Annotated in this window: 20 protein-coding genes; 12 read left to right on the forward strand and 8 right to left on the reverse strand. The window is 67.6% G+C overall.

Annotation, left to right across the window (positions count from 1 at the left end):
- Positions 1-106 precede the first annotated feature (106 nt).
- Both mdtD and CBM2586_RS27010 read right to left on the reverse strand, forming a co-directional pair.
- Entirely contained in the window at positions 107-1,531 is a 1,425-nt protein-coding gene (gene mdtD / locus CBM2586_RS27005) for a multidrug transporter subunit MdtD (RefSeq protein ID WP_115666256.1), read from the reverse strand.
- 101 nt (positions 1,532-1,632) lie between these two features.
- Positions 1,633-3,822 carry a TonB-dependent receptor family protein gene (locus CBM2586_RS27010; RefSeq protein WP_115690904.1) on the reverse strand — a complete coding sequence of 730 codons (2,190 nt, stop codon included), beginning with the start codon at positions 3,820-3,822 and terminating at the stop codon, positions 1,633-1,635.
- A 287-nt stretch (positions 3,823-4,109) separates the two neighbouring features.
- Here CBM2586_RS27010 and CBM2586_RS27015 point away from each other — a divergent pair, with 287 nt between their 5' ends.
- A complete protein-coding gene (locus CBM2586_RS27015) occupies positions 4,110-4,730 on the forward strand; it encodes a flavodoxin family protein (protein ID WP_115666254.1) in 621 nt (206 codons plus the stop codon).
- Between the two features lie 185 nt (positions 4,731-4,915).
- Positions 4,916-6,007, forward strand: coding sequence for a methyl-accepting chemotaxis protein (locus CBM2586_RS27020; protein ID WP_115690906.1), 1,092 nt, complete (start codon positions 4,916-4,918; stop codon positions 6,005-6,007).
- A 23-nt stretch (positions 6,008-6,030) separates the two neighbouring features.
- Here the strand turns inward: CBM2586_RS27020 and CBM2586_RS27025 are convergent, their stop codons facing one another.
- Positions 6,031-6,273: a hypothetical protein gene (locus CBM2586_RS27025; protein WP_115690908.1), complete on the reverse strand. Its 243-nt coding sequence runs from the start codon at positions 6,271-6,273 to the stop codon at positions 6,031-6,033.
- A 418-nt stretch (positions 6,274-6,691) separates the two neighbouring features.
- On the opposite strand from CBM2586_RS27025, the gene CBM2586_RS27030 reads away from it, so the two are divergent.
- Positions 6,692-7,804, forward strand: a complete 1,113-nt coding sequence (locus tag CBM2586_RS27030; protein ID WP_115687561.1) for an IS481 family transposase — start codon at positions 6,692-6,694, stop codon at positions 7,802-7,804.
- Positions 7,805-7,917: 113 nt separating this feature from the next.
- Here CBM2586_RS27030 and CBM2586_RS27035 read toward each other — a convergent pair whose 3' ends face one another.
- The 5 genes from CBM2586_RS27035 to CBM2586_RS27055 all read right to left on the reverse strand — a co-directional run bounded on the left by CBM2586_RS27035 (position 7,918) and on the right by CBM2586_RS27055 (position 13,530).
- On the reverse strand, positions 7,918-9,255 hold the full coding sequence (locus CBM2586_RS27035; protein ID WP_115690910.1) for an aspartate aminotransferase family protein: 1,338 nt from the start codon (positions 9,253-9,255) through the stop codon (positions 7,918-7,920).
- Positions 9,252-10,763 (reverse strand): N-acyl-D-amino-acid deacylase family protein, encoded by a 1,512-nt coding sequence (locus CBM2586_RS27040; protein WP_115690912.1) that lies wholly within the window; start codon positions 10,761-10,763, stop codon positions 9,252-9,254. The genes CBM2586_RS27035 and CBM2586_RS27040 overlap by 4 nt, the downstream gene beginning before the upstream one ends.
- A gap of 25 nt (positions 10,764-10,788) precedes the next feature.
- Positions 10,789-11,778, reverse strand: a complete 990-nt coding sequence (locus CBM2586_RS27045) for a Bug family tripartite tricarboxylate transporter substrate binding protein (protein WP_115690914.1) — start codon at positions 11,776-11,778, stop codon at positions 10,789-10,791.
- 172 nt (positions 11,779-11,950) lie between these two features.
- Complete coding sequence (locus tag CBM2586_RS27050) at positions 11,951-12,250, reverse strand: amidase family protein (protein WP_240988037.1); 300 nt, start codon at positions 12,248-12,250, stop codon at positions 11,951-11,953.
- 266 nt (positions 12,251-12,516) lie between these two features.
- Positions 12,517-13,530, reverse strand: a complete 1,014-nt coding sequence (locus tag CBM2586_RS27055; RefSeq protein ID WP_115666248.1) for a helix-turn-helix domain-containing protein — start codon at positions 13,528-13,530, stop codon at positions 12,517-12,519.
- A gap of 237 nt (positions 13,531-13,767) precedes the next feature.
- Here CBM2586_RS27055 and CBM2586_RS27060 point away from each other — a divergent pair, with 237 nt between their 5' ends.
- From CBM2586_RS27060 to CBM2586_RS27100, 9 genes are all read left to right on the forward strand, one after another.
- A complete protein-coding gene (locus tag CBM2586_RS27060) occupies positions 13,768-14,889 on the forward strand; it encodes an aromatic ring-hydroxylating oxygenase subunit alpha (protein ID WP_115690916.1) in 1,122 nt (373 codons plus the stop codon).
- Positions 14,890-14,917: 28 nt separating this feature from the next.
- Entirely contained in the window at positions 14,918-16,384 is a 1,467-nt protein-coding gene (locus CBM2586_RS27065) for an aldehyde dehydrogenase family protein (RefSeq protein ID WP_115690918.1), read from the forward strand.
- An 86-nt stretch (positions 16,385-16,470) separates the two neighbouring features.
- Positions 16,471-18,201, forward strand: coding sequence for a choline dehydrogenase (gene betA, locus CBM2586_RS27070; RefSeq protein WP_115690920.1), 1,731 nt, complete (start codon positions 16,471-16,473; stop codon positions 18,199-18,201).
- 175 nt (positions 18,202-18,376) lie between these two features.
- Entirely contained in the window at positions 18,377-19,276 is a 900-nt protein-coding gene (locus CBM2586_RS27075; protein WP_115690922.1) for a TorF family putative porin, read from the forward strand.
- Between the two features lie 46 nt (positions 19,277-19,322).
- Complete coding sequence (locus CBM2586_RS27080) at positions 19,323-19,634, forward strand: CBU_0592 family membrane protein (RefSeq protein ID WP_115666243.1); 312 nt, start codon at positions 19,323-19,325, stop codon at positions 19,632-19,634.
- 347 nt (positions 19,635-19,981) lie between these two features.
- Entirely contained in the window at positions 19,982-21,628 is a 1,647-nt protein-coding gene (locus CBM2586_RS27085; RefSeq protein ID WP_115666242.1) for an APC family permease, read from the forward strand.
- An 80-nt stretch (positions 21,629-21,708) separates the two neighbouring features.
- The gene (locus CBM2586_RS27090; RefSeq protein ID WP_115690924.1) at positions 21,709-22,662 is read left to right on the forward strand and encodes a PDR/VanB family oxidoreductase; all 954 of its coding nucleotides are present in this window, start codon (positions 21,709-21,711) and stop codon (positions 22,660-22,662) included.
- A 103-nt stretch (positions 22,663-22,765) separates the two neighbouring features.
- Positions 22,766-23,230: an SRPBCC family protein gene (locus CBM2586_RS27095; RefSeq protein ID WP_115666240.1), complete on the forward strand. Its 465-nt coding sequence runs from the start codon at positions 22,766-22,768 to the stop codon at positions 23,228-23,230.
- Entirely contained in the window at positions 23,211-23,570 is a 360-nt protein-coding gene (locus tag CBM2586_RS27100; RefSeq protein ID WP_115666239.1) for an ArsR/SmtB family transcription factor, read from the forward strand. The genes CBM2586_RS27095 and CBM2586_RS27100 overlap by 20 nt, the downstream gene beginning before the upstream one ends.
- Positions 23,571-23,609: the final 39 nt, after the last annotated feature.

The raw sequence follows: 23,609 nt of genomic DNA on the forward strand, positions 1-23,609 counted from the left end.
CGGCCGGCTTGTGTCGGATAGAAATAGGAGCCGCGCCGCGCACGGTAAGTTCGCCGCCGCGCCTCAAAGCGGCGCATGTGCCACGCCAGCGACAAGCCCGCGCGCGCTACACCTCCTTCTCGCCGTGCTGCACCGGGATCGCCGGCGCCGCCTCGCGCACGCCCAGCTGCATGAAGATCCAGGCCGACGCGCAGGTGATCAGCCCCATGCAGACAAAGGTGGCATGGAAGGCCGGCAGCACTGCGGCGGGATCGCCGCCAAAGCGGTACTGGAACGTCGCCAGCAACGCCCCGGCGGCCGTCACCGCCAGGCTCATCGACAGCATCTGCACCATCGACAGCATGCTGTTGCCGCTGCTGGCCCCGGCGCCGCTGAGGTCCTTCAGCGTGACCGTGTTCATCGCCGTGAACTGGATCGAATTGACCATGCCGAACAACGCCAGCAGCGGCACCAGCAGCCACAGCGGCAACTGCGGCGTGATCAGCGCGAAGGCCGCCATCACCACGCCCACCACGAAGGTGTTCGACACCAGCACGCGCCGGTAGCCATGGCGCTGGATCAGCCGCGTGGCGAGCCGCTTGGAGGCCATGCCGGCCGCGGTGACCGGCAGCATCATCAGGCCGGCGTCCAGCGGCGCATAGCCCAGGCTGACCTGCAGCGTCAGCGGGATCAGGAACGGCATCGAGCCGTTGCCGATGCGCGCGAACAGGTTGCCCAGCAGCCCGACGCTGAAGCTGTGGATGCGGAACAGCCGCAGCGGGAACAGCGGCTGCTTGCGACGGTTGGCATGCAGCCCGTAGGCGGTCAGCGCGGCCATGCTGGCGATCAGCAGCATCAGCACGGTGGCGTGCTGGAAGCCCAGCCCGGCCAGTCCGTCGAGCGAGAACGACAGCGCCAGCATGGCGGTGGCCAGCAGCAGGTAGCCCGCGATGTCGAAGCGGCCGACCCCGGCCAGCCGCGCATTGGGCATGTAGCGCACGGTGGCGAGTGCGCCCGCCACGCCGACCGGCACGTTGATCAGGAAGATCCAGTGCCAGGACAGCGCCTGGGTCAGCCAGCCGCCCAGGGTGGGGCCGATCAGCGGCCCGATCATGCCGGGGATGGCGACGAAGCTCAGCGCCTGCAGGTACTGCTCGCGCGGAAAGGTGCGCAGCACCGAGAGCCGCCCCACCGGCAGCAGCATCGCGCCGCCCACGCCCTGCACCACGCGCGCGCCGATCAGGAAGTTGAGGGTGGGCGCGTAAGCGCACAGCAGCGAGCCCGCCACGAACAGCGCGATCGCGGTCTGGAAGATGGTGCGGGTGCCGAAGCGGTCGGCCAGCCAGCCCGAGGCCGGGATGATCACCGCCATCGTCAGCGAGTAGGCGATCACCACCGACTGCATCCGCAGCGGACTCTCGCCCAGGCTATGCGCCATCGACGGCAGCGCGGTGTTGACGATGGTCGAGTCCAGCGTCTGCATGAAGAAGCCGACCGCCACCACCCACAGCATGATGCGGCGGGTGCGGTCGTCGGGCGCGGGCGAGGTCATGGTGCGGCTCCGGGTCCGGCCGGCGCCGCGGTAACCCGGTGCGCGCCGGCCAAAGCCAACACCTTAAAGGGCAACCACGGCCGAGGCAATCGGCGCCAGGCTTACAGCGCGGCGCGCAGCCCGATGAAGAAGCGCCGGCCCGGTGCCGGCTCGAAGTAGCGTCCGTTGGCCTCGTTGACGATCACAGAGCCGATGTAGCGCCGGTCGGCCAGGTTGTCGATGCGCCCGAACAGGTAGAGGCGCGTCGCCCCGATGCGCAAGGCATAGCCGGCGCGCAGGTTGATCACGGCATAGCCTGGCGCCGCCTGGGTGTTGAGGTCGTCGGCATAGACCCGGCTGTCGACGCGCAACTCGGCCCCCAGCGTCAGCGGCGCGAGCGGCCGCCACGACAGCTCGGCGGCCAGGCTGTGGCGCGCGGTGCCGGGCAGGCGGTTGCCGGCCGCCACGGGCTGGCCCTGCGCGTTGATAAAGCCATCGCCGAAGTACGCATCGAGCCAGGTATAGGCCAGCCCCGCCTCGACCCGGCTGCCGCCGTCCTGGCCCGGCGTGCCGACCGGGCCCAGAAAGCCGCCACGCCAGCCCAGCTCCAGCCCGCGCCGGCGCACGCCGCTAACATTCTGGTAGACGGTGCGCCCGGCATTGTTCGATTGCGGCACCACCTCGTCGTGGCTGTCGGCATCGAACAGCGCCGCTTCCAGCCGCTGCGCCGCCGCCTGCCACTTGATGCCGATCTCGCCCTGGCGGCTGGTCGATGCCTGCAGGCCCAGGTTGCTGCCGACGCCGCCGGGGCCGTAGGCGACCTCGGTCAGCGTCGGGGTCTCGAAGCCGCGGCCGAGGTTGGCGTAGAGGTTGAGCGAATCCAGCGCATGCCAGACCACGCCGAGCACGGGGCTGACATTGCCGTAGCGGGCGTGGCCGCTGTCGTCGGGGCTGGCCGCGGTGACGAAATGGTCGTCGATGCCCAGCCGCACCCGGCTGGCGCGCGCTCCGCCCACCAGTTGCCAGGCCGGATGGAAGCTCCAGTCGAACTGCGCGAAGGCGCCGAGGTCGGTCGCGGTATTGGTCTCATCGCGGCGCAGCGCCCGCTGCGTGCCGTTCTGGTTGACGTAGCCGTTGCGGCCGTCGCGCATGCCGTTGGCTTCGAGCCCGGCACTCCACAGCAAGGGCAGGCCCGCGGCAGTGGTGGTGCGCCGGCTCCAGGACAGCGCGGCGCCGCCGAAAGTACGGTCGAGATCGACGATGCCGCCGGATGAGGCCGGGGCGGCGCCGCTGAAGCCCAGCCGCTGGTAGAGGTTGCGGGTGCCGCCGTACAGCCGTGCCGACAGGCTGTCGGTGCCGCTGAGCTGGTGCTCCACCACCACCCCGGCCTGGGCCTGCTCGACGCTCTTGCCGGTATCGAACTGGGTGGCCGCGGCCACCGCCTGGCGCGGGTTGGCATCGGCCTGCGCGCGGGTCAGGCCGAGCGGGTCCTGCGCCAGCGGCTGGTTGAAGTAATTGAACTGGCCGGTCACGCGCGTGCCGCCGGCGGGCTGCGCCACCACCCTGGCATTGAGCTGGTAGCGGCGCGCCGCGCTGTGCTCGCGATAGCCGTCGGTCTGGTAGGTCCACGCATCGAGCGAGCCGCCGAGCCGGTCATTGCCACCGGCCAGCGCCACGCCGGCCTGCCACTGGCCGTCAGCGCCGAAGCCGGTCGAGACCCGCCCGGTGAACCCATCCCTGGGCGGATCGGGCGTGAACACCTGCACCACCCCGCCCGAGGCGTTGCCATACAGCTGCGCGAACGGGCCGCGCAGCACCTCGACCCGGCTGGCATTGGCCAGGTCCGCCGTCGACGCCTGCCCCTGCCCGTCCGGCATGGTGGCGGGAATGCCGTCGACATACAGCCGCACGCCGCGCACGCCGAAGGTCGAGCGAGTGCCGAAGCCGCGCACCGCCAGCTGCAGGTCCTGCGCATAGTTCTGCCGATCGCGCACCGCCACGCCCGGCACGCCGGCGAGCACCTCCGACAGGTTCACCAGCGGCGTGGCGCTGCGCAGCGGGTCGACCGGCACGCTGTCGACCGCGGCGGGCGCGTCGAAACGGCGTTGCTCGCTGCGGGTGGCGCTGACCACCACGTCCGGCAGGGTCTCGCCGGTGGCTGCGGCGAGGGCCGAGCCGGGCGCATCGGCGGCTCGCGCGGTGGCGCCGGCCACCATCAGTACCGCGCACCCCAGCCGGGAGGCCGCGGAAAAACGAGAGTGGGAACGGCGCTGCTGCCGCATCGCAGGGATCTGCCTGCCGCCTGGGTTCATGGGAATCGGAAGCGCTTGCGGATGCGGCGCGGCGTCGGCAGCGCCGGGGCGTGGGTGGATATGGCGCAACTTTATCCCGGCAGTGGGGCGATGGCTATGCGCCCGGCGCCGGGACCACCTTCGAAGCGAAGTTCAGAAAATTTCAACAACTGATTGCGGAACCACCCCAGCCGGCGCCCCTGCACCCCCCTACACTTCCCTCACCAGCCGCTGCGACCCAGAGGTTTCCATCCAGGCAACGCAGCATAACGATATTCAGATTTTCGAAATCAAAAGGATCGTCAATCATGACCACCGCCTCCACCCGCGTTGCCATCGTCTACCACAGCGGCTACGGCCACACCGCCCGCCAGGCCCAGGCCGTCGCGCGCGGCGCCGGCAGCATTGCGGGCGCGCAAAGCCTGCTGATCCCGGTCGAGGACATCGACCAGCACTGGGATACGCTGGAACAGGTCGATGCCATCATCTTCGGCGCGCCGACCTACATGGGCAGCGCCTCGGCCCAGTTCAAGGGCTTCATGGACGCGACCTCGCGCAACGTGTTCGCCAAGGGCGGCAAGTGGGCCAACAAGGTAGCCGCCGGCTTCACCAACGCGGCCTCGCGCTCCGGCGACAAGCTGGCAACGCTGCAGCAGATGGCCATCTTCGCTGCCCAGCACGGCATGCACTGGGTCAACCTGGGCCTGCCTCCGGGCCACAACAATTCCAAGTCAACCGAGGATTCGCTGAACCGCCACGGCTTCTTCCTGGGCGCGGCCGCGCAGTCGGATGCGGATGTCAGCGCCGAGGTGGCGCCGCCGCCGGCCGACCTGCGCACCGCCGAACACCTGGGGGCGCGCGTCGCCGAAGTGGCGCAGCAGCTGGTCGCGGGCCGGCGGGCGCTGGCGGCGCTGAAAGAAGCGGCCTGAGGCGCGCGGCAGGGCCGGGCCTGCCCGACAGCTTCCAGCACAGGTTGTCGCGCTCGGTGCTGCCGTCGTAGCGGTAGCAACTCAATTGCGAATGTAAGCGGCGCCGTTCGCCGCAGCGCTAAAGCCCTCGCTCCTTCCGGCCGTTAAGCAATGGGGTCGCATTGCGACGGAGACGGGAGACAGAGATGCAAAATCTGGGCATTCGCATACGCCTGGGCGCGGCGTTTGGCGCCATGTGGTCGCTGATGGCGATCGGGATCGCGGTAGCCTTGCCGCGCCTGCACGACGCCGCCGATGCGCGGCGCGTGCTGATCGCGCTGGCCGCGGCAGCGCTATGCGTGGCCGTGGGCGCAGTCTGGGGACTGGCGCGCAGCATCGAGGCGCCGCTGTCCGAAGCCGTCCACATTGCCGAAACCGTGGCCGCGGGCGACCTCAGCCAGGAATTCAACACCGAGCGCGGTGGCGAATTCGGCCGGCTGCTGGGCGGGCTCGGCGAGATGGAAGACATGCTGACCGACCTGGTGACGCGCATCCGCACCGCCACCGACTCCATTACCGACGCTTCGCACCAGATTGCCGCGGGCAATACCGACCTGTCGCAGCGCACTGAAGAGCAGGCCGCGGCGCTGCAGCAAACGGCATCGAGCATGGACGAGCTGACCGCGATGGTGCAGCAGAACACCGAACGCGCCCGCGCCGCCAACGGCATGGCGGCCAGCGCCTCGGGCATCGCCGCGCGCGGCGGCGAAGTGGTGGGCAACGTGGTGCAGACCATGTCGGCGATCAGCGCAAGCTCGCGCAAGGTCACCGACATCATCGAAGTGATCGAAGGCATCGCCTTCCAGACCAATATCCTGGCGCTGAACGCCGCGGTGGAAGCGGCGCGCGCGGGTGAACAGGGCCGCGGCTTCGCCGTGGTGGCGGGCGAGGTGCGCACGCTGGCGCAGCGCAGCGCCGCCGCGGCGCGCGAGATCAAGCAGCTGATCGACGATTCGGTGCAGCAGGTCGACAGCGGCTCGGCGCTGGTGGGCCAGGCCGGCGCAACCATGGAGGAGATCGTGCAGGCGGTGGCCAGCGTCACCGGGCTGCTGGGCGATATCACCGCGGCGTCGGAACAGCAAAGCGCCGGCATCGCCCAGGTCAACGAGGCGGTGGCGCAGATGGACACCGTGACGCAGCAGAACGCGGCGCTGGTGGAGCAGGCGGCCACCGCGTCGCAGGCGTTGGCGGGGCAGGCGACGGAGCTGCAGCAGGTGGTGGGGGAGTTCAGGCTGTGAGAATTGCTGAACCGGCGATACCCCTACAGGGGAGGGTCAAACAAGCTGAACTCCCCCGTCCACCCTTCTACCGACGGATCATCGCAGCGCAAGCGCACGGAGTTGTACTTGCCACCGATCTCGGCGTTAGCCTCTGCCTCAGTCGCGTAAAGCTTTACAGCAGTAATGCTCAAGCTTGGGGTAAGACTGAAACGAATACCCGAGAACCAGACATAGGCTGACGCCAGAAAGATGACCGAGGCCAGCACCGCCAGTGCCTTCTTCATGGCCTACCAGTTCACCGACGCGCCAGCCATCCGAATCCCAGGATGCCGAACTTCTACTCTCGTTGCAGGATCAGTCGATTAGAGTCGAAGAATTTTCTGCACGGTCAGGCGCAGTGCCGCGCAACCAGACCAGCATCGCACAGGTCAGCGGAGCCGTGGTGCAGATGAATACCGTGACACCGCAGAACGCGGCTCTGAGCAGGCCGCCCAAGCATCACGCCCGATTGTGTGCCCCCTCTCCCGCTTGCGCGAGAGGGTCGGGGTGAGGGCCGGAGTTTACGAAGCGAGGTCTGCGGTATGCCACCGGCTATCCTCACCCCTGCCCCTCTCCCGCTGGCTGTATGGACCGGGGACATAGGTAACAGGTGTGCCAGGACATGGGTAACACTTTTCCCGCTTAGTCAGCGGGAGGAAAACGTTGCCCTGGAGCCAAACCACCGTGAAGCAGCAAAGAGAAGAGTTCGTCCGCCTGGCACGCCAGGCGGACGCCAATATTGCGGAGCTTTGCCGCCGCTTCTGCATCAGCCGCAAGACCGGCTACAAGTGGTTGAACCGAGAGGATCTGGACGACCGAACTCGGCGGCCACATAGCTCTCCCGGCCGAACTCCAGCTGCCATCGAAGAGAGCGTGCTAGCGATACGAGCCGAACATTCGGCCTGGGGCGCCCGCAAGATCGCACGCGTGCTGGAGCGCGACCACCGCATCCAAATCGCCCCGAGCACAGTCAATTGGGTGCTGCGCCGCCATGGCTTGATCGATCCGGCCGCCAGCGCGGCCGCTACAGCATGGCAGCGCTTCGAGCACGACCGGCCCAATGCACTATGGCAAATTGACTTCAAAGGCCACTTCGCTACCGACACGCAGAGGTGCCACCCGCTCACGGTCTTGGACGATCACTCCCGGTTCAATGTGCTGCTCAAGGCCTTGGGCAACGAACAGTTTGAATCCGTACAGGAAGCGTTAGAGATGGCTTTTGCGCGCTATGGGCTGCCCGAACGGATCAATGCAGACAACGGCCCGCCCTGGGGTTCCCCAGTGCCCCGAGCATTAACCACGCTGGGCGCGTGGCTGATTCGCCTGGGCGTGCGGCTCAGTCATAGCCGACCTGGCCATCCTCAGACCAACGGTAAGGACGAGCGCTTCCATCGAACCATGCAGGCTGAGCTGTTGGCCAACCAGCGTTTCCGGGATCTGGACGATGCCCAGCAGCACTTCAGCCATTGGCGCCACGTGTACAACTTCAAGCGCCCCCACCACGCGCTGGATATGGAGACCCCCGCAAGCCGCTATGCGCCTAGCCCACGGGCGATGCCGCGCGAACTCCCGCCCATCGAGTACGGCAGCAATGACATCGTGCGAAAGGTAGGCGACGGCGGGCGCATCTGCTTCCGAGGAAAGACGTTCCGGGTCGGACGAGCCTTGGTCGGAACGCCCGTAGCGCTGCGCCCTCGCGTGGATCTGGACGGCACCTTTGACGTCTACTTCTGCCATCAAAAGGTCGCCACAATAGACCTACAGCAGGCCGATTAAACTGGAGACTGGACTGTTACCCATGTCCTGGCACATGTGTTACCCATGTCCCCGGTCCATACAGCTGGCGGGAGAGGGGCGCAAACCGGCTGCAAGCGATGGGCTTCAGTAATTCATGCCGCAACGCTCGCCGGCAGCACCGCCCCCACCGCCGCGGCAAAGCGGTCGACGATGTTGTCGATATCCCGCGGCGTGCAAATGAACGGCGGCGCGAACAGCACGTGGTCGCCATGCACGCCATCGACGGTGCCGCCCATCGGATAAACCAGCAGCCCGTTCTGCATCGCCGCGGATTTCAGCCGCGCGTGGGTCTTCAGCGCGGGATCGAGGGTGGCCTTGCTGTCGCGGTCGGCGACGAATTCCACGCCGACGAACAGGCCGCGTCCGCGCACATCGCCCAGGCTGGGGTGGTCGGCCAGCGCCTCGCGCAGCCGGCTGCGCAGTTGTTCGCCGCGCGCCAGCACGTTGGCCAGCAGCTTGTCCTCGACGATGGCGCGCTGCGCCGCCAGGGCCGCGGCGCAGGCGGTGGCGTGGCCGATATAGGTGTGGCCGTGCTGGAAGAAGCCGCTGCCACCGACGATGGCGTCGTAGATGCGGCGCGTCGACAGCATCGCGCCGATAGGCTGGTAGCCGGCGCCGAGCCCCTTGGCAATGGTGACGATGTCGGGCACCACGCCATCCTCTTCGCACGCAAACAGGTAGCCGGTGCGGCCCATGCCTGACATCACTTCATCGAGGATCAGCAGCACGCCGTACTTGTCGCATACGGCGCGGATGCGCCGCAGGTAGTCACCCACCGGCGGCACCGCGCCGGCGGTGGCGCCCACCACGGTTTCGGCGACGAACGCCGCCACGGTTTCGGGCCCAAGCTCCAGGATTTTCGCTTCCAGTTCGTCGGCCAGCCGCTGCGCGTATTGCGCATCGCTTTCGCCCGCCTGCCGGTCGCGGTATGCATAGCAAGGCGACACGTGGTGGGCCGGCACCAGCAGCGGCAGGAACGGCTCGCGCCGCCATGCGTTGCCGCCGATCGCCAGCGCGCCAAGCGTGTTGCCGTGGTAACTCTGGCGGCGCGCGATAAAGTGGCGGCGCGCGGGCTGCCCCACCTCGACAAAGTACTGGCGCGCCAGCTTCAGCGCCGATTCCACCGCCTCCGAGCCGCCCGAGACGAAATAGACATGATCGAGATCGCCGGGCGCCGCCTGCGCCAGGGTCTGGGCCAGCGTCTCCGACACCTCGGTGGTGAAGAACGAAGTGTGTGCGTAGGCAATGGTGTCGAGCTGCGCCTTGATCGCCTCGATCACGCGCGGATGGCCGTGCCCGAGGCACGACACGGCGGCGCCGCCGGAGGCGTCCAGGTAACGCCGGCCGGTGCTGTCGATCAGTTCGATGCCCTGTCCGGCCACGGCCACGGGAAGTTGCTGGCGCGGATTGCGATGGAATACGTGGGTCATGATGGTGTGGTGGTGGCAGTGTGGTCGGTGGCAAGGCGGCGCAGCACGCGGCCGGAAAATGCGGGCAGCGCGCTGCCGGCGGCAGCCCCGGCCTGCGCGGATTGCTGCCAGACCTGCGCGCCATTGACCCAGACGCCGTCGATGCCGGTGCTGAGCTGCAGCGGGTCTTCGAAGGTGGCACGGTCCTGCACGCGCTGCGCGTCGAACAGGACCAGGTCGGCAAACGCGCCAGCGGCGATCCGGCCGCGGTCTTGCAGGCCGTATTGCTGCGCGGCCAGCCCGGACATCTTGTGGATCGCGGCCTCGAGCGTCATCAGCCGGTCTTCGCGCACCATGCGCGCCAGGATGCGCGGGAACGTGCCCCACTGGCGCGGATGCGGGCGCGGATCGAACGGCAAGCCGTCGGAGCCGAAGATGGTCAGCGGGAACTGCGCGATGCGCGCGACGTCGCGCTCGTCCATGATGAAGTAGATCGCCGCCGCCGGACGCAGCCTGGCGAGGAGCGCTTCCTCATCCAGCCCGAGTTCCTGCATCAGTTCATGGAAATCACGTCCGCCCGCCGCGGGGTAGCCGGTGGACCAGGTGATCAGCGTGCGCGTGGACTGGCGCACGCGGTCCAGCCGCAGCATGGTCGAGGTGGCGGGATACGGATGGCAGTCCAGGCACAACGGCTGCAGGAGCGCGGCCTCGGCCAGCAGGCCCAGCGTTTCGGTTGAGCGGCCATGGTTGCGCTTGCCCGCCACCTTGTGGTGCGAGAACACCACCGGGCAGTGCAGCGCACGGCCGATGCGCAGCGCCTCCTCGATCGACGGCACGATCGCGTCGGTCTCGTCGCGCAGATGCGTGGAATAGACCCCGCCGTGGGTGCGGACCGGCTCGCATACGGCGATGATCTCGGCTTCGGTAGCGGCGGCCGCGGGCGGATAGAAGGTGCCGGTCGACACCCCGAAGGCGCCGGCCTCCATCGCCAGCCCGACCTGCGCGCGCATTGCGGCGATTTCCGCGTCATTGGCGGGGCGGTCGAGTTCCGGCATCGCGCGCACGCGCAGCGTCGAGTGTCCCAGCAAGGGCACCACGTTGACATTGGCGGGCGCCGCGCGCAGCGCATCGAGCCACTGCGCGAAGGTATCGAAGCGGAACAGCGCGGGCGGGCCCAGCAGGTCCAGCGGCTGCGGCGGCGCGCTGCTGACCAGCGGCGCCACGCTGATGCCGCAGTTGCCGGTTACCACCGTGGTGATGCCCTGCGACACCTTGGGCGTCATGTCCCGGTGCACCAGCAGGTAGCCGTCGTCATGGGTATGCGCGTCGATAGAGCCGGGCGCCAGCACGCGGCCGCTGCAGTCGACGGTGTGGGCCGCGACGATGCCGGCGCAGTCGCCTACGGCAACGATGCGGTCGCCGGTGACCGCGACCCCGGCGCTGCGGCGGGCTGCGCCGGTGCCGTCCACCACCGTGGCGTTGCGAAAGAGCAGGTCGGCGCGTTGGGGCGCCGGGGATTGCGATGCCATTGTCGGTCCTTGTCTGGTCGGGCGGCTACTGCGGCGCGATGCCGGCCTGCCTGACCACGGCCGCCCACTTGCCGGTTTCCTGCGCGGCATAGCCGGCCAGCGCCTGCGGCGAGCCGCCGACGATCTCGGCGCCCAGCGCGGCAAATTTTTCCCGGATGGCCGGATCCGCCAGCGCGCGGTTGAAAGCGCCGTTGAGCCTGGCGACCACGTCGGCGGCGGTGCCGTGCGGCGCGACCAGGCCACCCCACGCCACGCCCTCGAAGCCGGGCACGCCCGACTCGGCGATGGTGGGCAGCGCCGGCAACAGCGGCGCACGCGCCAGGCTGGTCACGGCCAGCGGCTTCAGCTTGCCGGCCTTGATCAGCGGCAGGATGGTCGGCATGTTGTCGATCAGCACGTTGACCTGGCCGCCCACCACATCGGTCGCGGCCTGCGGGCTGCCCTTGTAGCCGACATGGGTCCAGGCAAGCCCCGCCTTGTCGGCCAGCAATTGGCCGGTGAGGTGGCCGGACGTGCCTTGCCCCGGCGAGGCATAGGTGACCTTGTCCGGGTTGGCCCTGATGTGGGCCACCAGCTCGGCAAAGTTCTTGACCGGCATGTCCGGACGGACGGCGATCACGTTCGGCACCTTGAACAGCAGCACCACCGGCACGAAGGCATCGGGCCGGTACGGCAGCTTGCGGAAGGTGCTCTTGTTGATCGACAGCGTGACGTTGTTGGCGTAACCGAGGGTGTAGCCGTCGGGCGCGGCGCGCTCCAGCTCGGAGATGCCGATCACGCCCGAGGCGCCGGGCTTGTTGTCGATCACGAAGGGCTGGCCCAGCGACTTGCCGGCCTCGGCGCCCAGCGCGCGCATCAGCACGTCGGGACTGCCGCCGGCCGCCGATGGCACCACCAGGCGGATCGGACGCGACGGATAGGTGTCTGCCGTCGCGGGCCCGGCCAGGACTGCGGCGCCCAGCCACAACAGGGTGGCCAGCGACCGCCGTTTTTTTTGCTGCCTTTGCTCTTGCATCTCGATATCCCGTTCAGTAGCTGAGGTCGACCCGATCACGCGTTTGCAGTATAGGGGCACTTCCCCGCGTAATGCAACATCCGTTTCCTAAATCACGAAAATGAAACATTCTGCATGCACGTGCGCGACCGAAGTGCCTGTGGCAAAGCCCTTTGTTTCAATGAAACACTCGTTACAAACATTGCGGCGCTGCCCTGCGGCACAAGCCTTGCGCCTCGAGCAAACGCCCTGCCGCCAGCGCCAGACCCTCCCGCCACGGCGGGGCGACGATCTGGATGCCCAACGGCAAGCCTTCGCCCGCACAAGGCGCGGCCACCACCGGCAGGCCCGCCAGCGACAACGGCCGCGTCATGTGGCCGGCATCGGCACGCGGCCGGTAGAGGCGGCCGGCAACCTCGACGGCCTCGGCGCCGATCGGCGTTGCCGCATAGGGTGTCGAAGGGGCCAGCATCAGCCCGGCCAGCCCCAGCACGCCCAGCGAGATGCTGCCGGTGCTCTGCTTGATCCCGCCGATACGGCACGATGCGGCGCGTGACCTTGGCGAACGCGGTGGCGGCGGCAGGAGTTGCCATCATAGCCGGCAATGAAACAAACGTTCCAGCATGGTTTACACTGAAACAAACGCTATTTCATCGGCGCCGGGTGGCGACCACGGCCCGCCGCAATAAGAAAGGGCGGCAATGCCGCCCCCCCCCGTGTTGGCCCGGCCGCCGCCGGCCGGCGCATGCGCAAGCCGGCTCAGGGCGTCACGTCCTGCGACGCCCCCACCATCGTCAGTGCGTTGCCGTGCTCGTCCAGCGTGACCTCGCCTTCCTCGTGGATATGGCGATGGCTGCCGTCCGGCAACTGGATGCGGTAGTCGACGCGATACGGCGCCTTGTCGACGATGGCGGCGCGGATCGCCGCCTGCACGCGCGGGCGGTCGGCTTCGACGATCGACGCCAGGTAGCGCTCCATGGTCACCTTGAAGGCCTGCGGGGCCCAGCCGAAGATGCGATAGGCTTCGTCAGTCCAGGCGCAGTCGTCGGTCTGGATATTCCAGTACCAGCCGCCCAGGTGGGCAATCTGCTGCGCCTTGGCCAGCAGCGCCTCGCTCTGGCGCAGCGCGGCCTCGGCGCGGCGGCGCTCGGTGATGTCGAGGCTGACGCCGATCATCTTGACCGGGCGCTGGTCGAAGTCGCGCACCAGCGTGGCGCGCGACGAGATCCAGCGCGTGTTGTCCTCATGCACCACTCGGAATTCCCACTCGTGCATCTCCTGCGCGCCCAGCGTGCGCGCCAGCACCTCCTTCAGCCGCGCCACGTCGCCGGGATGCACGCAGGCCCAGAAGTCGTCCATGTTGCGGATATGGCGGCCGAACAGCGAGACGTCGTTGGAGGAATAGGTCAGGCCATCGGTCAGCACGTTCCACTCCCAGGTGACGATGCCCGATACCTCCTGCGCAAACTTCATCCGCGCCTCGCTTTCCATGATCTCGGCGAGGTGCTTCTGGCGCAGTTCCTTGATATGCGGGTCGGACGCGCTGCTGGCCTCGAGGTCGGCAATGGCCTGCTCGCCGTAGCGCAGCCACAGCCAGTTGACGCCGAGGAAGCGCGCCAGCGCCAGCAGCCGTTCGTACTCGATCTCGCCGCCGCGCGTCCACTTGTGCACCGCCGACGGCGATACCGACAGGGCCTCGGCCACCTGCTTGAGCATGATCCTTTTGCCTTCCAGCACCCCCTTCAGGCGCGTGGCAAAAGTGTCTTCGGTCATGGGCGCTCCTCCACTTTTTTTCAACCGATGGTGAATTGAGTAGCTCGAACCTTACACCATCGCTGCAAATCGCGCGATTCGATAGCTCTACGCAATCGGACTTGCATTAAACATTGCTTTTTTGAATTGCGCCGACACAACTCACCTCACTAGACTACATCTCACATCACCAATAGTAATTTAATTTACTGTTGGTAAATTAACAAAAGCGTCGATATCAACGAGGAGACACCCGCAATGCAAGAGTCCGCCGCCCCTGTCTGCAGCCCCACGCCGCCGCTCGCCTATACGCTGCCTGCCCACTACTACACCTCGCAGGAAGTCTTCGAGCAGGAAAAGAAGACCATCTTCGCGCGCAGCTGGGTGTGCGTGATGCACAAGAGCCAGGTGGCCGAGAACAACCAGTACGCCACCGCCCAGGTTGCGGGCGAGAACATCTTCGTGGTGCGCGGCCGCGATGGCGTGCTGCGCGCCTTCTACAACGTCTGTCCGCACCGTGCGCACGAACTGTTCGCCGATGGCGCCGGCAAGGCCAGGAACGTGATCACCTGCCCCTACCACGCCTGGTCGTTCGGCCTGGACGGCAAGCTGATCCATGTGCGCAACGCCGAGAACGTGCCTGGCTTCTGCAAGGACAACGCCGGCCTGACGCCGGTGCGCGTGGAAGAGTTCTGCGGCCTGGTCTTCGTCAACCTGGACATGGACGCAAAACCGCTGGCCGAACTGGCCGCCGGCCTGAACGACGAGATCCGCGCGCGCTGCCCGGACGTCGACAAGCTGGTGCCGGCGCACAAGCTCACCTACGAGATGAAGGCCAACTGGAAGGTGGTGGTCGACAACTACCTGGAATGCCTGCACTGCCAGACCGCGCATCCGGCGCTGGTCGAGTCGATCAGGATGGAGACCTACAAGCACGAAGTGCGCGGCCTCTACACCAGCCAGGTCGGCCAGACCCGCTCGGGCAGCGATGCCTTCACCTATGACAGCGACGCGCCCAACACCGACTTCGCCGCGTACTGGCTGTGGCCCAACGTTACGCTCAACGTGCTGCCGGGCGACGGCAACTATGGCGTGTTCTACATGTTGCCGGTGGATGCCGACACCACCATCCAGCACTTCGAGTTCTACTTCCGCGACAGCACGCCCACCGCCGAGCAGGAACAGCTGATCGAGTACTACAAGAACGTGCTCAAGCCCGAAGACCTCAGCATCGTCGAATCCGTGCAGCGCGGCCTGAAGTCGCGCGGCTACCGCAACGGCCAGGGCCCGCTGCTGGTCACCGACGACAGGACCTCCGCCATCGGCGAGCACGGCGTGCAGCACTTCCAGCAGATGGTGCTCGACGCCCTGGCCGCCTGAAACCACCAGATCAAACGGAACCGCAGCAATGATCCAGACCCAGCTCTATATCGACGGCCAGTGGCAGTCGCCCATCGACCAGGGCACGCGCGCCATCGTCAGCCCCGCCGACGAATCGGTGATCGCCCAGGCCGCCGAAGCCACCCGCGCCGACGCGCGCCTGGCCATCGCGGCCGCGCGCCGGGCATTTGACGGCCCCTGGCGCCAGACCACGATCCGCGACCGCGCGAGACTGCTGAACAAGATTGCCGAACTGATCGACCGCGATGCCGAAAAGCTCGCCCACCTGGAGTCGCTCAACACCGGCAAGACCCTGACCGAGAGCCGCACCGACATGGGCGATATCGCCGCCACCTTCCGCTACTTTGCCGGGCTGGTGGCATCGGAAGCGGGCGCCGTCAACGAAGCGCCGCACCATGTGATCAGCCGCACGCTGCGCGAGCCCGTGGGTGTGTGCGGCCTGATCACGCCGTGGAACTATCCCCTGCTGCAGGCAGCATGGAAGATCGCGCCGGCGCTGGGCGCCGGCAATACCGTGGTGATCAAGCCCAGCAACCTGACCCCGCTGACCACGCACCACTTCACGCAGCTGGTGGCCGAACTGGACCTGCCGCCGGGCGTATTCAACCTGGTCACCGGCGGCGCCGAAGTGGGCGCGGAACTGGCCGAAAGCCTGGACGTCGACCTGGTGTCCTTCACCGGCGGCGCCTTCGCTGGCGAGAGCATCATGAAGGCCGCCACCGGCAACTTCAAGCGCATCGGCCTGGAACTGGGCGGCAAGAATCCGAACATCGTCTTTGCCGATGCCGACCTGGATGCAGCGGTCGACTACGCGCTCAACGCCGCGTTCTTCCATGCCGGCCAGGTCTGCTCCGCGGGCTCGCGCCTGATGGTCGAAGACAGCATCTATGATGCATTCATCGGCCGGCTGGCCGAGCGCCTGCCGCGCATCGTGATCGGCAACGGCTTCCACGGCGAGACCCGGATGGGGCCGGTGCAGTCGGCGCAACAGCACGAAAAGATCCTCGGCATGGTGCAGGCCGGCATCGCCGAGGGCGCGCGCCTGGTCCACGGCGGCAAGCGGCCGCCCGGCGACGTATTCAAGCAGGGGTACTGGCTGGAACCGACGCTGCTGGCCGACGTGACGGCGCAGATGAAGATTGCGAAGGAGGAGATTTTCGGGCCGGTGATCACCGCCGAGCGCTTCCGCTCCGAAGCAGAAGCGCTGCGTGCCGCCAACGACACGCCGTATGGCCTGGCCGCCGCGGTCTGGACCCGCGACCTGGACAAGGCCAACCGCATGTCGCGCGCGCTGCGCTTCGGCACGGTTTGGGTCAACGACTACCACCCGTACTTCCCGGAAGCGCCGTGGGGCGGCTACAAGGCAAGCGGCATCGGCCGCGAGCTGGCCCGCATCGGCCTGGACGAGTACACCGAGCTCAAGCACAGCTATATCAACCTCGCCCCGAAGGCGATGGGCTGGTTCGGCGCCTGAGCGCGGCCGACTTCGCAATCGCGTGCGCGGCGGCACCGCCCCCATGGACGCCGCGCACGACGTCACGCAAACGAGGAGATTGCACCATGCAGGCAATCCATGAATACGACTACATCATCGTCGGCGCCGGCTCGGCCGGCTGCGTGCTGGCGGCGCGGCTGAGCGAGGACGCCGGGGTCTCGGTGCTGCTGCTGGAAGCCGGCGGGCCCGACTGGCGCATGGACTGGCGCACGCAGATGCCGGCGGCGCTGGCGTATCCGCTGCAGGGCACCACCTACAACTGGGCCTATGTCACCGAGCCCGAGCCGCACATGAACCACCGGCGCATGACGCAGGGCCGCGGCAAGGGCCTGGGCGGCTCGTCGCTGATCAACGGCATGTGCTATATCCGCGGCAACGCGATGGACTATGACGGCTGGGCGCAGACCCGGTCGCTGGAGAACTGGAGCTACGCCGACTGCCTGCCCTACTTCCGCAAGGCCGAGACCTACGACAAGGGCGCCAACGACTACCACGGCGGCAACGGCCCGCTGCATGTGACCACGCCCAAGGCCGGCATCAGCCCGCTGTTCGACGCCTTTATCAAGGCCGGCGAGCAGGCCGGCTACGGCCGCACCGATGACCTCAACGGCTTCCGGCAGGAAGGCTTCGGCCCGATGGACCGCACCACCACCGCGGGCGGGCGCCGCTGCAGCACCTCGCTGGCCTACCTGGACCAGGCCCGCGAACGACCCAACCTGACCGTGCATACGCGTGCGCTGGCCGACCGCATCCTGTTCGCCGGACAGCGCGCCATCGGCGTGTCGTACCTGCAGGGCGACCATGTGCGCGAAGCCCGCGCGCGCCGCGAGGTGATCGTCAGCAACGGCGCGATCGCATCGCCGCAGCTGCTGCTGCGCTCGGGCGTGGGCAATGCCGACGAACTGCGCGCCTTCGGCATCGATACGGTCGCCGACCTGAAAGGCGTCGGCGAAAACCTGCAGGACCACCTGGAGATGTACCTGCAGTACGAATGCACCAGGCCGGTGTCGCTGTACCCGGCGCTGCAGTGGTGGAACAAGCCGGCGATCGGCATCGAATGGTACCTGCGCGGCACCGGCACGGCGGCCTCCAACCACTTCGAGGCCGGCGGCTTTATCCGCAGCAGCGACGAGTTTGCCTGGCCCAACCTGCAGTACCACTTCATCCCGCTGGCGATGAACTACGACGGCAGCAACCCGGTGAAGTCGCACGGCTTCCAGTGCCATGTGGGCTCGATGCGCTCGCCCAGCACCGGCTTCGTCAAGCTCGCCAGCCGCGATCCGCGCGTGAAGCCACGGCTGCTGTTCAACTACATGGCGCACGACGTCGACTGGCGCGAGTTCCGCGCCGCGGTGCGGCTGACGCGCGAGATCATCGGCCAGCAGGCGATGGACCAGTTCCGCGGCCGCGAGATCAAGCCCGGCATGATGGTGCAGAGCGATGCCGAGATCGACGCCTTCGTGCGCGAGCACGCCGAGACCGCGCTGCATCCGTCGTGCACGTGCAAGATGGGCGACGCCTCCGACCCGATGGCGGTGGTCGACAACCAGGGGCGCGTGCATGGCTTGTCGGGCCTGCGCGTGGTCGATGCCTCGATCATGCCGAAGATCGTCACCGGGAACCTGAACGCGCCCACGATCATGATGGCCGAGAAGCTGGCCGACGTGATCCGCGGCCGCGCCCCGCTGCAGCGCTCGACCGCGCCTTACTACCAGGCGGCGCCTGCGCGCATGCAGTCTAGCGCGGAGCGAGCTCAGCCGCCCACCGCGCGCCTCGCCATGCCGATGCCTGCCTGACCCGAGCGGCGCGGCGCGCGGGCATCCCGCCCGAACCCTGACTGCGGCACATGTGCTGCCGGGACCGAGGTCCCGGCGGGCAGCGTGCGCCCTGTCGGGCGCGCAGCGCCCCAACACCACCAAAGCCGGCGATCCATAAACAAACCCAGACCGGCTGCAAGGAGGAGACACAACCATGCTGCGCAAATGCTTTGCCGCAAGACGTGCCCCATACAGCGTCCTGTACGGCGCCCTGCCCCTGCTGCTGTGCCAGGCGCTGCCCGCGCTGGCGCAGGCCGGCGGCGACACCACGCTGGCGGTCGCCCCGGTGCCGCAAGTCACCGCTACCGTGCCGCCGGCCGAAGCCGCCGCGCCGGTGTCGCCCTGGAGCGCCAACATGACGCTGACCTCGCAGTACGTCTCGCGCGGTTTCCGCCAGACCTGGGGTAAGCCTGCGGTGCAGGGGGGCATCGACTATGCCCATCCCAGCGGCTTCTCCGCGGGCACCTGGATGTCGAGCATCAGCGACAAGTTCATCGAGGGCGGCACGGTCGAATGGGACCTGTATGCCGGTTATACCGGCACCGTCGGCGACTTCGTCTACGCCGGACAGGTCTACTACTACCTCTACCCGGGCGCGAAGCTGCAGTACGCGCAGACCCGATACAACTACGGGGAAGCGGTCGCCTCGCTGACGTGGAAGTGGTTCAACGTCAAGTACTGGCTGACCTATACGCCCGACTACTTCGGCTACAACAGCGCCTCGCTGATGACTGGCAACGACCCGCACAGCCGCGGCTCCGGCTACCTCGACGTGAACGGCACCTTCGACCTGGGCCACGGCGTCACGCTGCTGCTGCACTACGGCCAGGAGCGCGTGCGCAACTTCGCCGCCTACAACTTCCGCGACGTGCGCGTGGCACTGTCCAAGGCCTTTGAAGGCGGCTGGACGCTGACCGGCGCCTATACCCGCGGCTGGGGCCGCACCGACGTATACGACAAATACACCACCGGCGCGCTGGATTCCTCCGGCAACCCGGCGGTGTCCAACCCGCTGAAAAGCACGTTCCTGGTCTCGCTGACCAAGACGTTCTGACGGCATTCATCAACCGCTGTACCACTGCCTTACGAAGCCCACCACCATGGCCTCCCTGGGTCTTACCGACGCAACCGGACTTGTCGGCGTTGCCGCCTACGTTGCCGCGCACTTTGCCGTGCAGGTCCTGCACAAATCCCCGACCGGCAGGCTGGCCGTCGTCCTCAACGTGATCGGGCCCAGCTGCATCCTGATCTCGCTGGCGGGCGCGTTCAACCTGGCGTCGTTCCTGACCCAGTGCTTCTGGCTGGCGCTGACGCTGCTGGGCTGGTGGCGCAACCGTCGGGCCAGCCGGAGCGGCCGGGCCGTGGTGGAAACGCTGGGCGCGCCGCGCCCCGGCCAGCCCGTGAAGCAGTAGCCAGGTGGCGGCCGGCACGCCTGGCAACGGCGCTGCAAAACTTCCGTTGCCTTGGCTCCCTGCCGTTCCTATACTCACTAAAACACCAGAAGTTCTCTAATTTACTTTTAGTAAATTCAAAGAACCGGAAACGCCACACACCCTGACCAACAAATGCCTGGCAAGCCCGGGATGACAACAGGAGACAACCATGACCAAGGCCCCCAAAATCCCCATCACACATTCCCGACCGTCGTAACCCCGGCAGGCAGTACCGCAACGTACCCACCCAGACCGCAGACGGCAGACCGTGACGGAGCCCCGCTCCGGCAACACGCAACACGGCAACCGGGAAGCAAGGAGACATCGTGTATTCACAAAAAGACGTGCTGTCGCTCGGCGCGCAGGCGCCGCTCGCCCCAGCGCAGCAAACCCAGCAACAAGCCCCATCGCATGAACTGCAGCGCACCCTGACCTGGAAGGACGCCTTCTGGGTTACCAGCGGCGTGCCCGCGGGCGTGCTCTTCACCATCGGCGGCGTGTCCGCCACCATCGGCAACCCGGCCTGGGTGATCTGGGTCCTCGCCATCCTGGTCGGCTTCGCCCAGTGCTTCGTCTACGCCGAGATCTCGGGCCTGTACCCGCACAAGTCGGGCGGGGCGTCGGTGTATGGCGCGATGGGCTGGGTCCGCTACAGCAAGTTCGTGGCACCGGTATCGGTCTGGTGCAACTGGGTGGCGTGGTCGCCGATGCTGGCGCTCGGCACCAGCCTGGCGGCCGGCTATATGCTGAGCGCGCTGTTCCCGCCCGATTCGGTGATCAACACCTGGCAGCTGACGCTGGTGGACCTGGGCTTCGTCAGCAAGGGCCTGACGCTGCGGGTGAATTCCACCTTCCTGCTCGCCACCGCGTTCCTGCTGATCACCTTCAAGCTGCAGCACAGCGGCGCCTCGGCGGCGGCGACCACGCAACGCATCCTCGGCATCGCCTCGCTGACGCCGCTGGTGGTGATCGCGCTGGTGCCCCTGTTCACCGGCGACATGCCTTCGACCAGCTTCTTCCCCCTGCTGCCATTAACGCATGACGCCTCCGGCGCCGCGGTGCTGGGCGGCTGGAACGCCGCCGGCATCAGCACGGCGATGGGCGCGATGTTCCTGGCGTGCTGGTCGACTTTCGGCTTCGAGACCGCGGTGTGCTACACCCGCGAATTCAAGGACCCGCAGAAGGACACCTTCAAGGCGATCTTCTGGTCCGGCGTGCTGTGCCTGTTCATGTTTATCGCGGTGCCGATCGCCTTCCAGGGCTCGCTCGGGCTCCAGGGCATGCTGGCGCCGGACATCGTCGACGGTTCCGGCGTGGGCGCGGCGATGGCCAGGTTCGTCGGCGGCGGCGCGGTGGTGTTCAACGTGATCGTGGTGATGCTGGTGCTGGCGATCCTGCTGATCGTGATGACCTCGATGATGGGTTCGTCGCGCACGCTGTACCAGGCCTCGGTCGACGGCTGGCTGCCGCGCTACCTCTCGCACGTGAACGAGCACGGCTCGCCCACGCGCGCGATGTGGACGGACCTGCTATTCAACCTGTTCCTGCTGCTGATGTCGAACTACATGGCAGTGCTGTCGATCTCGAACGTCTGCTACATGATCTTCGTGTTCCTGAACCTGCAGTCGGGCTGGATCCACCGCATGGACCGCCCCGACTGGCCGCGGCCATACAAGTGCAAGAACTGGCTGCTGGCGCTGGGTGCGTTCCTGGGCTTCTTCGACCTGGCCTTCGTCGGCGCCGGCGCCAACTTCCAGGGTGAGCACACGCTGCGCAACGGCCTGATCGCCGCGCTGCTGATCGTGCCGGTGTTCATCTACCGCCATTACATCCAGGACAAGGGCCGCTTCCCCGAGTCGATGCGCCGCGACATGGAACTGCCCAACGCGCGCGCCGGCGTGCTGCCCTATGTGGCGCTGGTCGTCGGCGGCCTGGTGGTGTGGATCGCCGCCCGGCTGACAGTCATTACCTGATGGCCTGGGGCGGGCCGGCGCCGTGCCGGTCCGCCTTCCCTCCCGCCTTCCCCGCAATCCCTGAATTCCGAGGTACCGCCATGAATGACACCCTGCGCGTGCGCATCGGCCGCGTCGAGCCGCTGGCCGCCGGCATCAAGCGCTTCACCCTGCAACCCTGCGACGGCGGCGCCCTGCCCGCCTTCGACAGCGGCAGCCACGTCGTCGTCCACATGGACGGCGGCCGGCTGCGCAACGCCTACTCGCTCACCAGCGCGCTGGGCGAGCCCGGCCACTACCAGATCGCGGTGCGGCTGGAAGAAGCTTCGCGCGGCGGCTCGCGCTACCTGCACGAACGGGTGCGCGAAGGCGACGAGCTTCACATCGGCACGCCCGGCAACCTGTTCAGCCTGGACCACGGCGCCGGCCGCCACCTGCTGATCGCCGGCGGCATCGGCATCACCCCTTTCATGACCCATATCCAGGCGCTGGCCGCGCGCGGCGCCGCCTTCGCGCTGCACTACTGCTTCCGCAACGCGCACTCCGCCGCCTTCCTGGACGTGCTGCCGGCCACGCTGCAGCCCGGGCAGCTGCACCTGTATGAAAGCGACAGCGGCACCTTGCTCGACATCGCCGCGCTGATCGCCGCACAGCCGGCCGACACCCACGTCTACGTATGCGGCCCGGCCCCGCTCAACGATGCCGTGGTCAACGCCGCGCGCGCCGCCGGCTGGGACACCGCGCGCATCCACTTCGAGCAGTTCCGCAACGAGGTCGATGCCAGCGGCGGCGCCTTCGAGGCCGTGCTGCACCAGAGCGGGATAACGCTGCAGGTGGGCGCCGACGAGTCCCTGCTGCGCGCGATCGAGAAAGCCGGGGTCAAGGTGGACTGCATGTGCCGCGAGGGCATCTGCGGCTCGTGCGAGACCGCGATCCTGGAGGGCCAGGCCGACCACCGCGATCAGTATCTGTCGGACGCCGAGAAAGCGGCGCAGAAGACCATGATGCCGTGCGTGTCGCGCTGCAAGGGCCAGCGGCTGGTGCTGGACCTGTAAAGGGGTCGGCCAAACCAGCAACCTTTTGGTTGCATTTCACGGGCAGGGCTCCTACCATGCAACCATCGCGTTGCATGTAGATACCCCAACCAGGAGACCGCCCATGCCTTCCGACACCGACCGCATCGAACGCAGCATCCTGATCGAAGCCCCGATCGCGCGCGTCTGGCACGCGCTGGCCGATGCCGATACCTTCGGCAGCTGGTTCGGCGTCCGCTTCGACGGCGCCACCTTCGCCCCTGGCCAGCGCGTGGTGGGCAGCATCACCTATCCGGGTTATGAATACCTGAAGTTCGACGTCCGCGTCGAGCGCATGGAGCCGGAACGGCTGCTGTCGTGGCGCTGGCATCCGGCGCCGCTGGAGCGGGGACGCGATTACTCGGACGAGCCCGCCACGCTGGTGGAATTCACGCTGCGCGAGGCGGAAGGCGGGACCATGCTGACCGTGGTCGAGTCCGGCTTTGACCGGATCCCGCCCGAACGACGCCAGGAAGCGTTCCGCATCAACAGCGGCGGCTGGGATGCGCAGGTCAACAATATCCGCCAGCATGTTGCCGGCGCTGCCTGAGGCGCTGCCGGACGCGCCGGAGCTGCGGCAGTCGGCCGCGGTGTTTGCCGCGCTCGGCGACGAAACCCGGCTGCGGCTGGTGGCGACGCTGTGCGCCGGCGGCGCGATGTCGATCGCGCAACTGACGGCGGGCAGCGCGATGACGCGGCAGGCGGTGACCAAGCACCTGCGGGTGCTGGCGCAGGCCGGGCTGGTGCACGACAGCCGCGCCGGACGCGAGCGCCTGTGGCAGTTCGAGCCCGGCCAGCTCGATGCCGCGCGCCGGTCGCTGGAAGCGATCGGGCGGCAATGGGAGTTTGCGCTGGGCAAGCTGAAGCTGGCGGTGGAAGGCGAGCATTAGCTGACCACCTCGCTCGTGCTGCCCGGTTTGCTCCCTCTC

Source organism: Cupriavidus taiwanensis (assembly GCF_900250115.1).
In the GTDB taxonomy this organism is placed as follows: domain Bacteria; phylum Pseudomonadota; class Gammaproteobacteria; order Burkholderiales; family Burkholderiaceae; genus Cupriavidus; species Cupriavidus taiwanensis_B.

Coding starts and splice junctions, on each gene's coding strand:
- betA (WP_115690920.1), top strand. CDS start 16,471: ATGCAGGCAATCCATGAATACGACTACATCATCGTCGGCGCCGGCTCG.
- CBM2586_RS27100 (WP_115666239.1), top strand. CDS start 23,211: ATGTTGCCGGCGCTGCCTGAGGCGCTGCCGGACGCGCCGGAGCTGCGG.
- CBM2586_RS27025 (WP_115690908.1), bottom strand. CDS start 6,273: ATGAAGAAGGCACTGGCGGTGCTGGCCTCGGTCATCTTTCTGGCGTCA.
- CBM2586_RS27055 (WP_115666248.1), bottom strand. CDS start 13,530: ATGACCGAAGACACTTTTGCCACGCGCCTGAAGGGGGTGCTGGAAGGC.
- CBM2586_RS27045 (WP_115690914.1), bottom strand. CDS start 11,778: ATGCAAGAGCAAAGGCAGCAAAAAAAACGGCGGTCGCTGGCCACCCTG.
- CBM2586_RS27090 (WP_115690924.1), top strand. CDS start 21,709: ATGAATGACACCCTGCGCGTGCGCATCGGCCGCGTCGAGCCGCTGGCC.
- CBM2586_RS27035 (WP_115690910.1), bottom strand. CDS start 9,255: ATGACCCACGTATTCCATCGCAATCCGCGCCAGCAACTTCCCGTGGCC.
- CBM2586_RS27020 (WP_115690906.1), top strand. CDS start 4,916: ATGCAAAATCTGGGCATTCGCATACGCCTGGGCGCGGCGTTTGGCGCC.
- CBM2586_RS27010 (WP_115690904.1), bottom strand. CDS start 3,822: ATGAACCCAGGCGGCAGGCAGATCCCTGCGATGCGGCAGCAGCGCCGT.
- CBM2586_RS27060 (WP_115690916.1), top strand. CDS start 13,768: ATGCAAGAGTCCGCCGCCCCTGTCTGCAGCCCCACGCCGCCGCTCGCC.
- CBM2586_RS27065 (WP_115690918.1), top strand. CDS start 14,918: ATGATCCAGACCCAGCTCTATATCGACGGCCAGTGGCAGTCGCCCATC.
- mdtD (WP_115666256.1), bottom strand. CDS start 1,531: ATGACCTCGCCCGCGCCCGACGACCGCACCCGCCGCATCATGCTGTGG.
- CBM2586_RS27080 (WP_115666243.1), top strand. CDS start 19,323: ATGGCCTCCCTGGGTCTTACCGACGCAACCGGACTTGTCGGCGTTGCC.
- CBM2586_RS27075 (WP_115690922.1), top strand. CDS start 18,377: ATGCTGCGCAAATGCTTTGCCGCAAGACGTGCCCCATACAGCGTCCTG.
- CBM2586_RS27095 (WP_115666240.1), top strand. CDS start 22,766: ATGCCTTCCGACACCGACCGCATCGAACGCAGCATCCTGATCGAAGCC.
- CBM2586_RS27015 (WP_115666254.1), top strand. CDS start 4,110: ATGACCACCGCCTCCACCCGCGTTGCCATCGTCTACCACAGCGGCTAC.
- CBM2586_RS27040 (WP_115690912.1), bottom strand. CDS start 10,763: ATGGCATCGCAATCCCCGGCGCCCCAACGCGCCGACCTGCTCTTTCGC.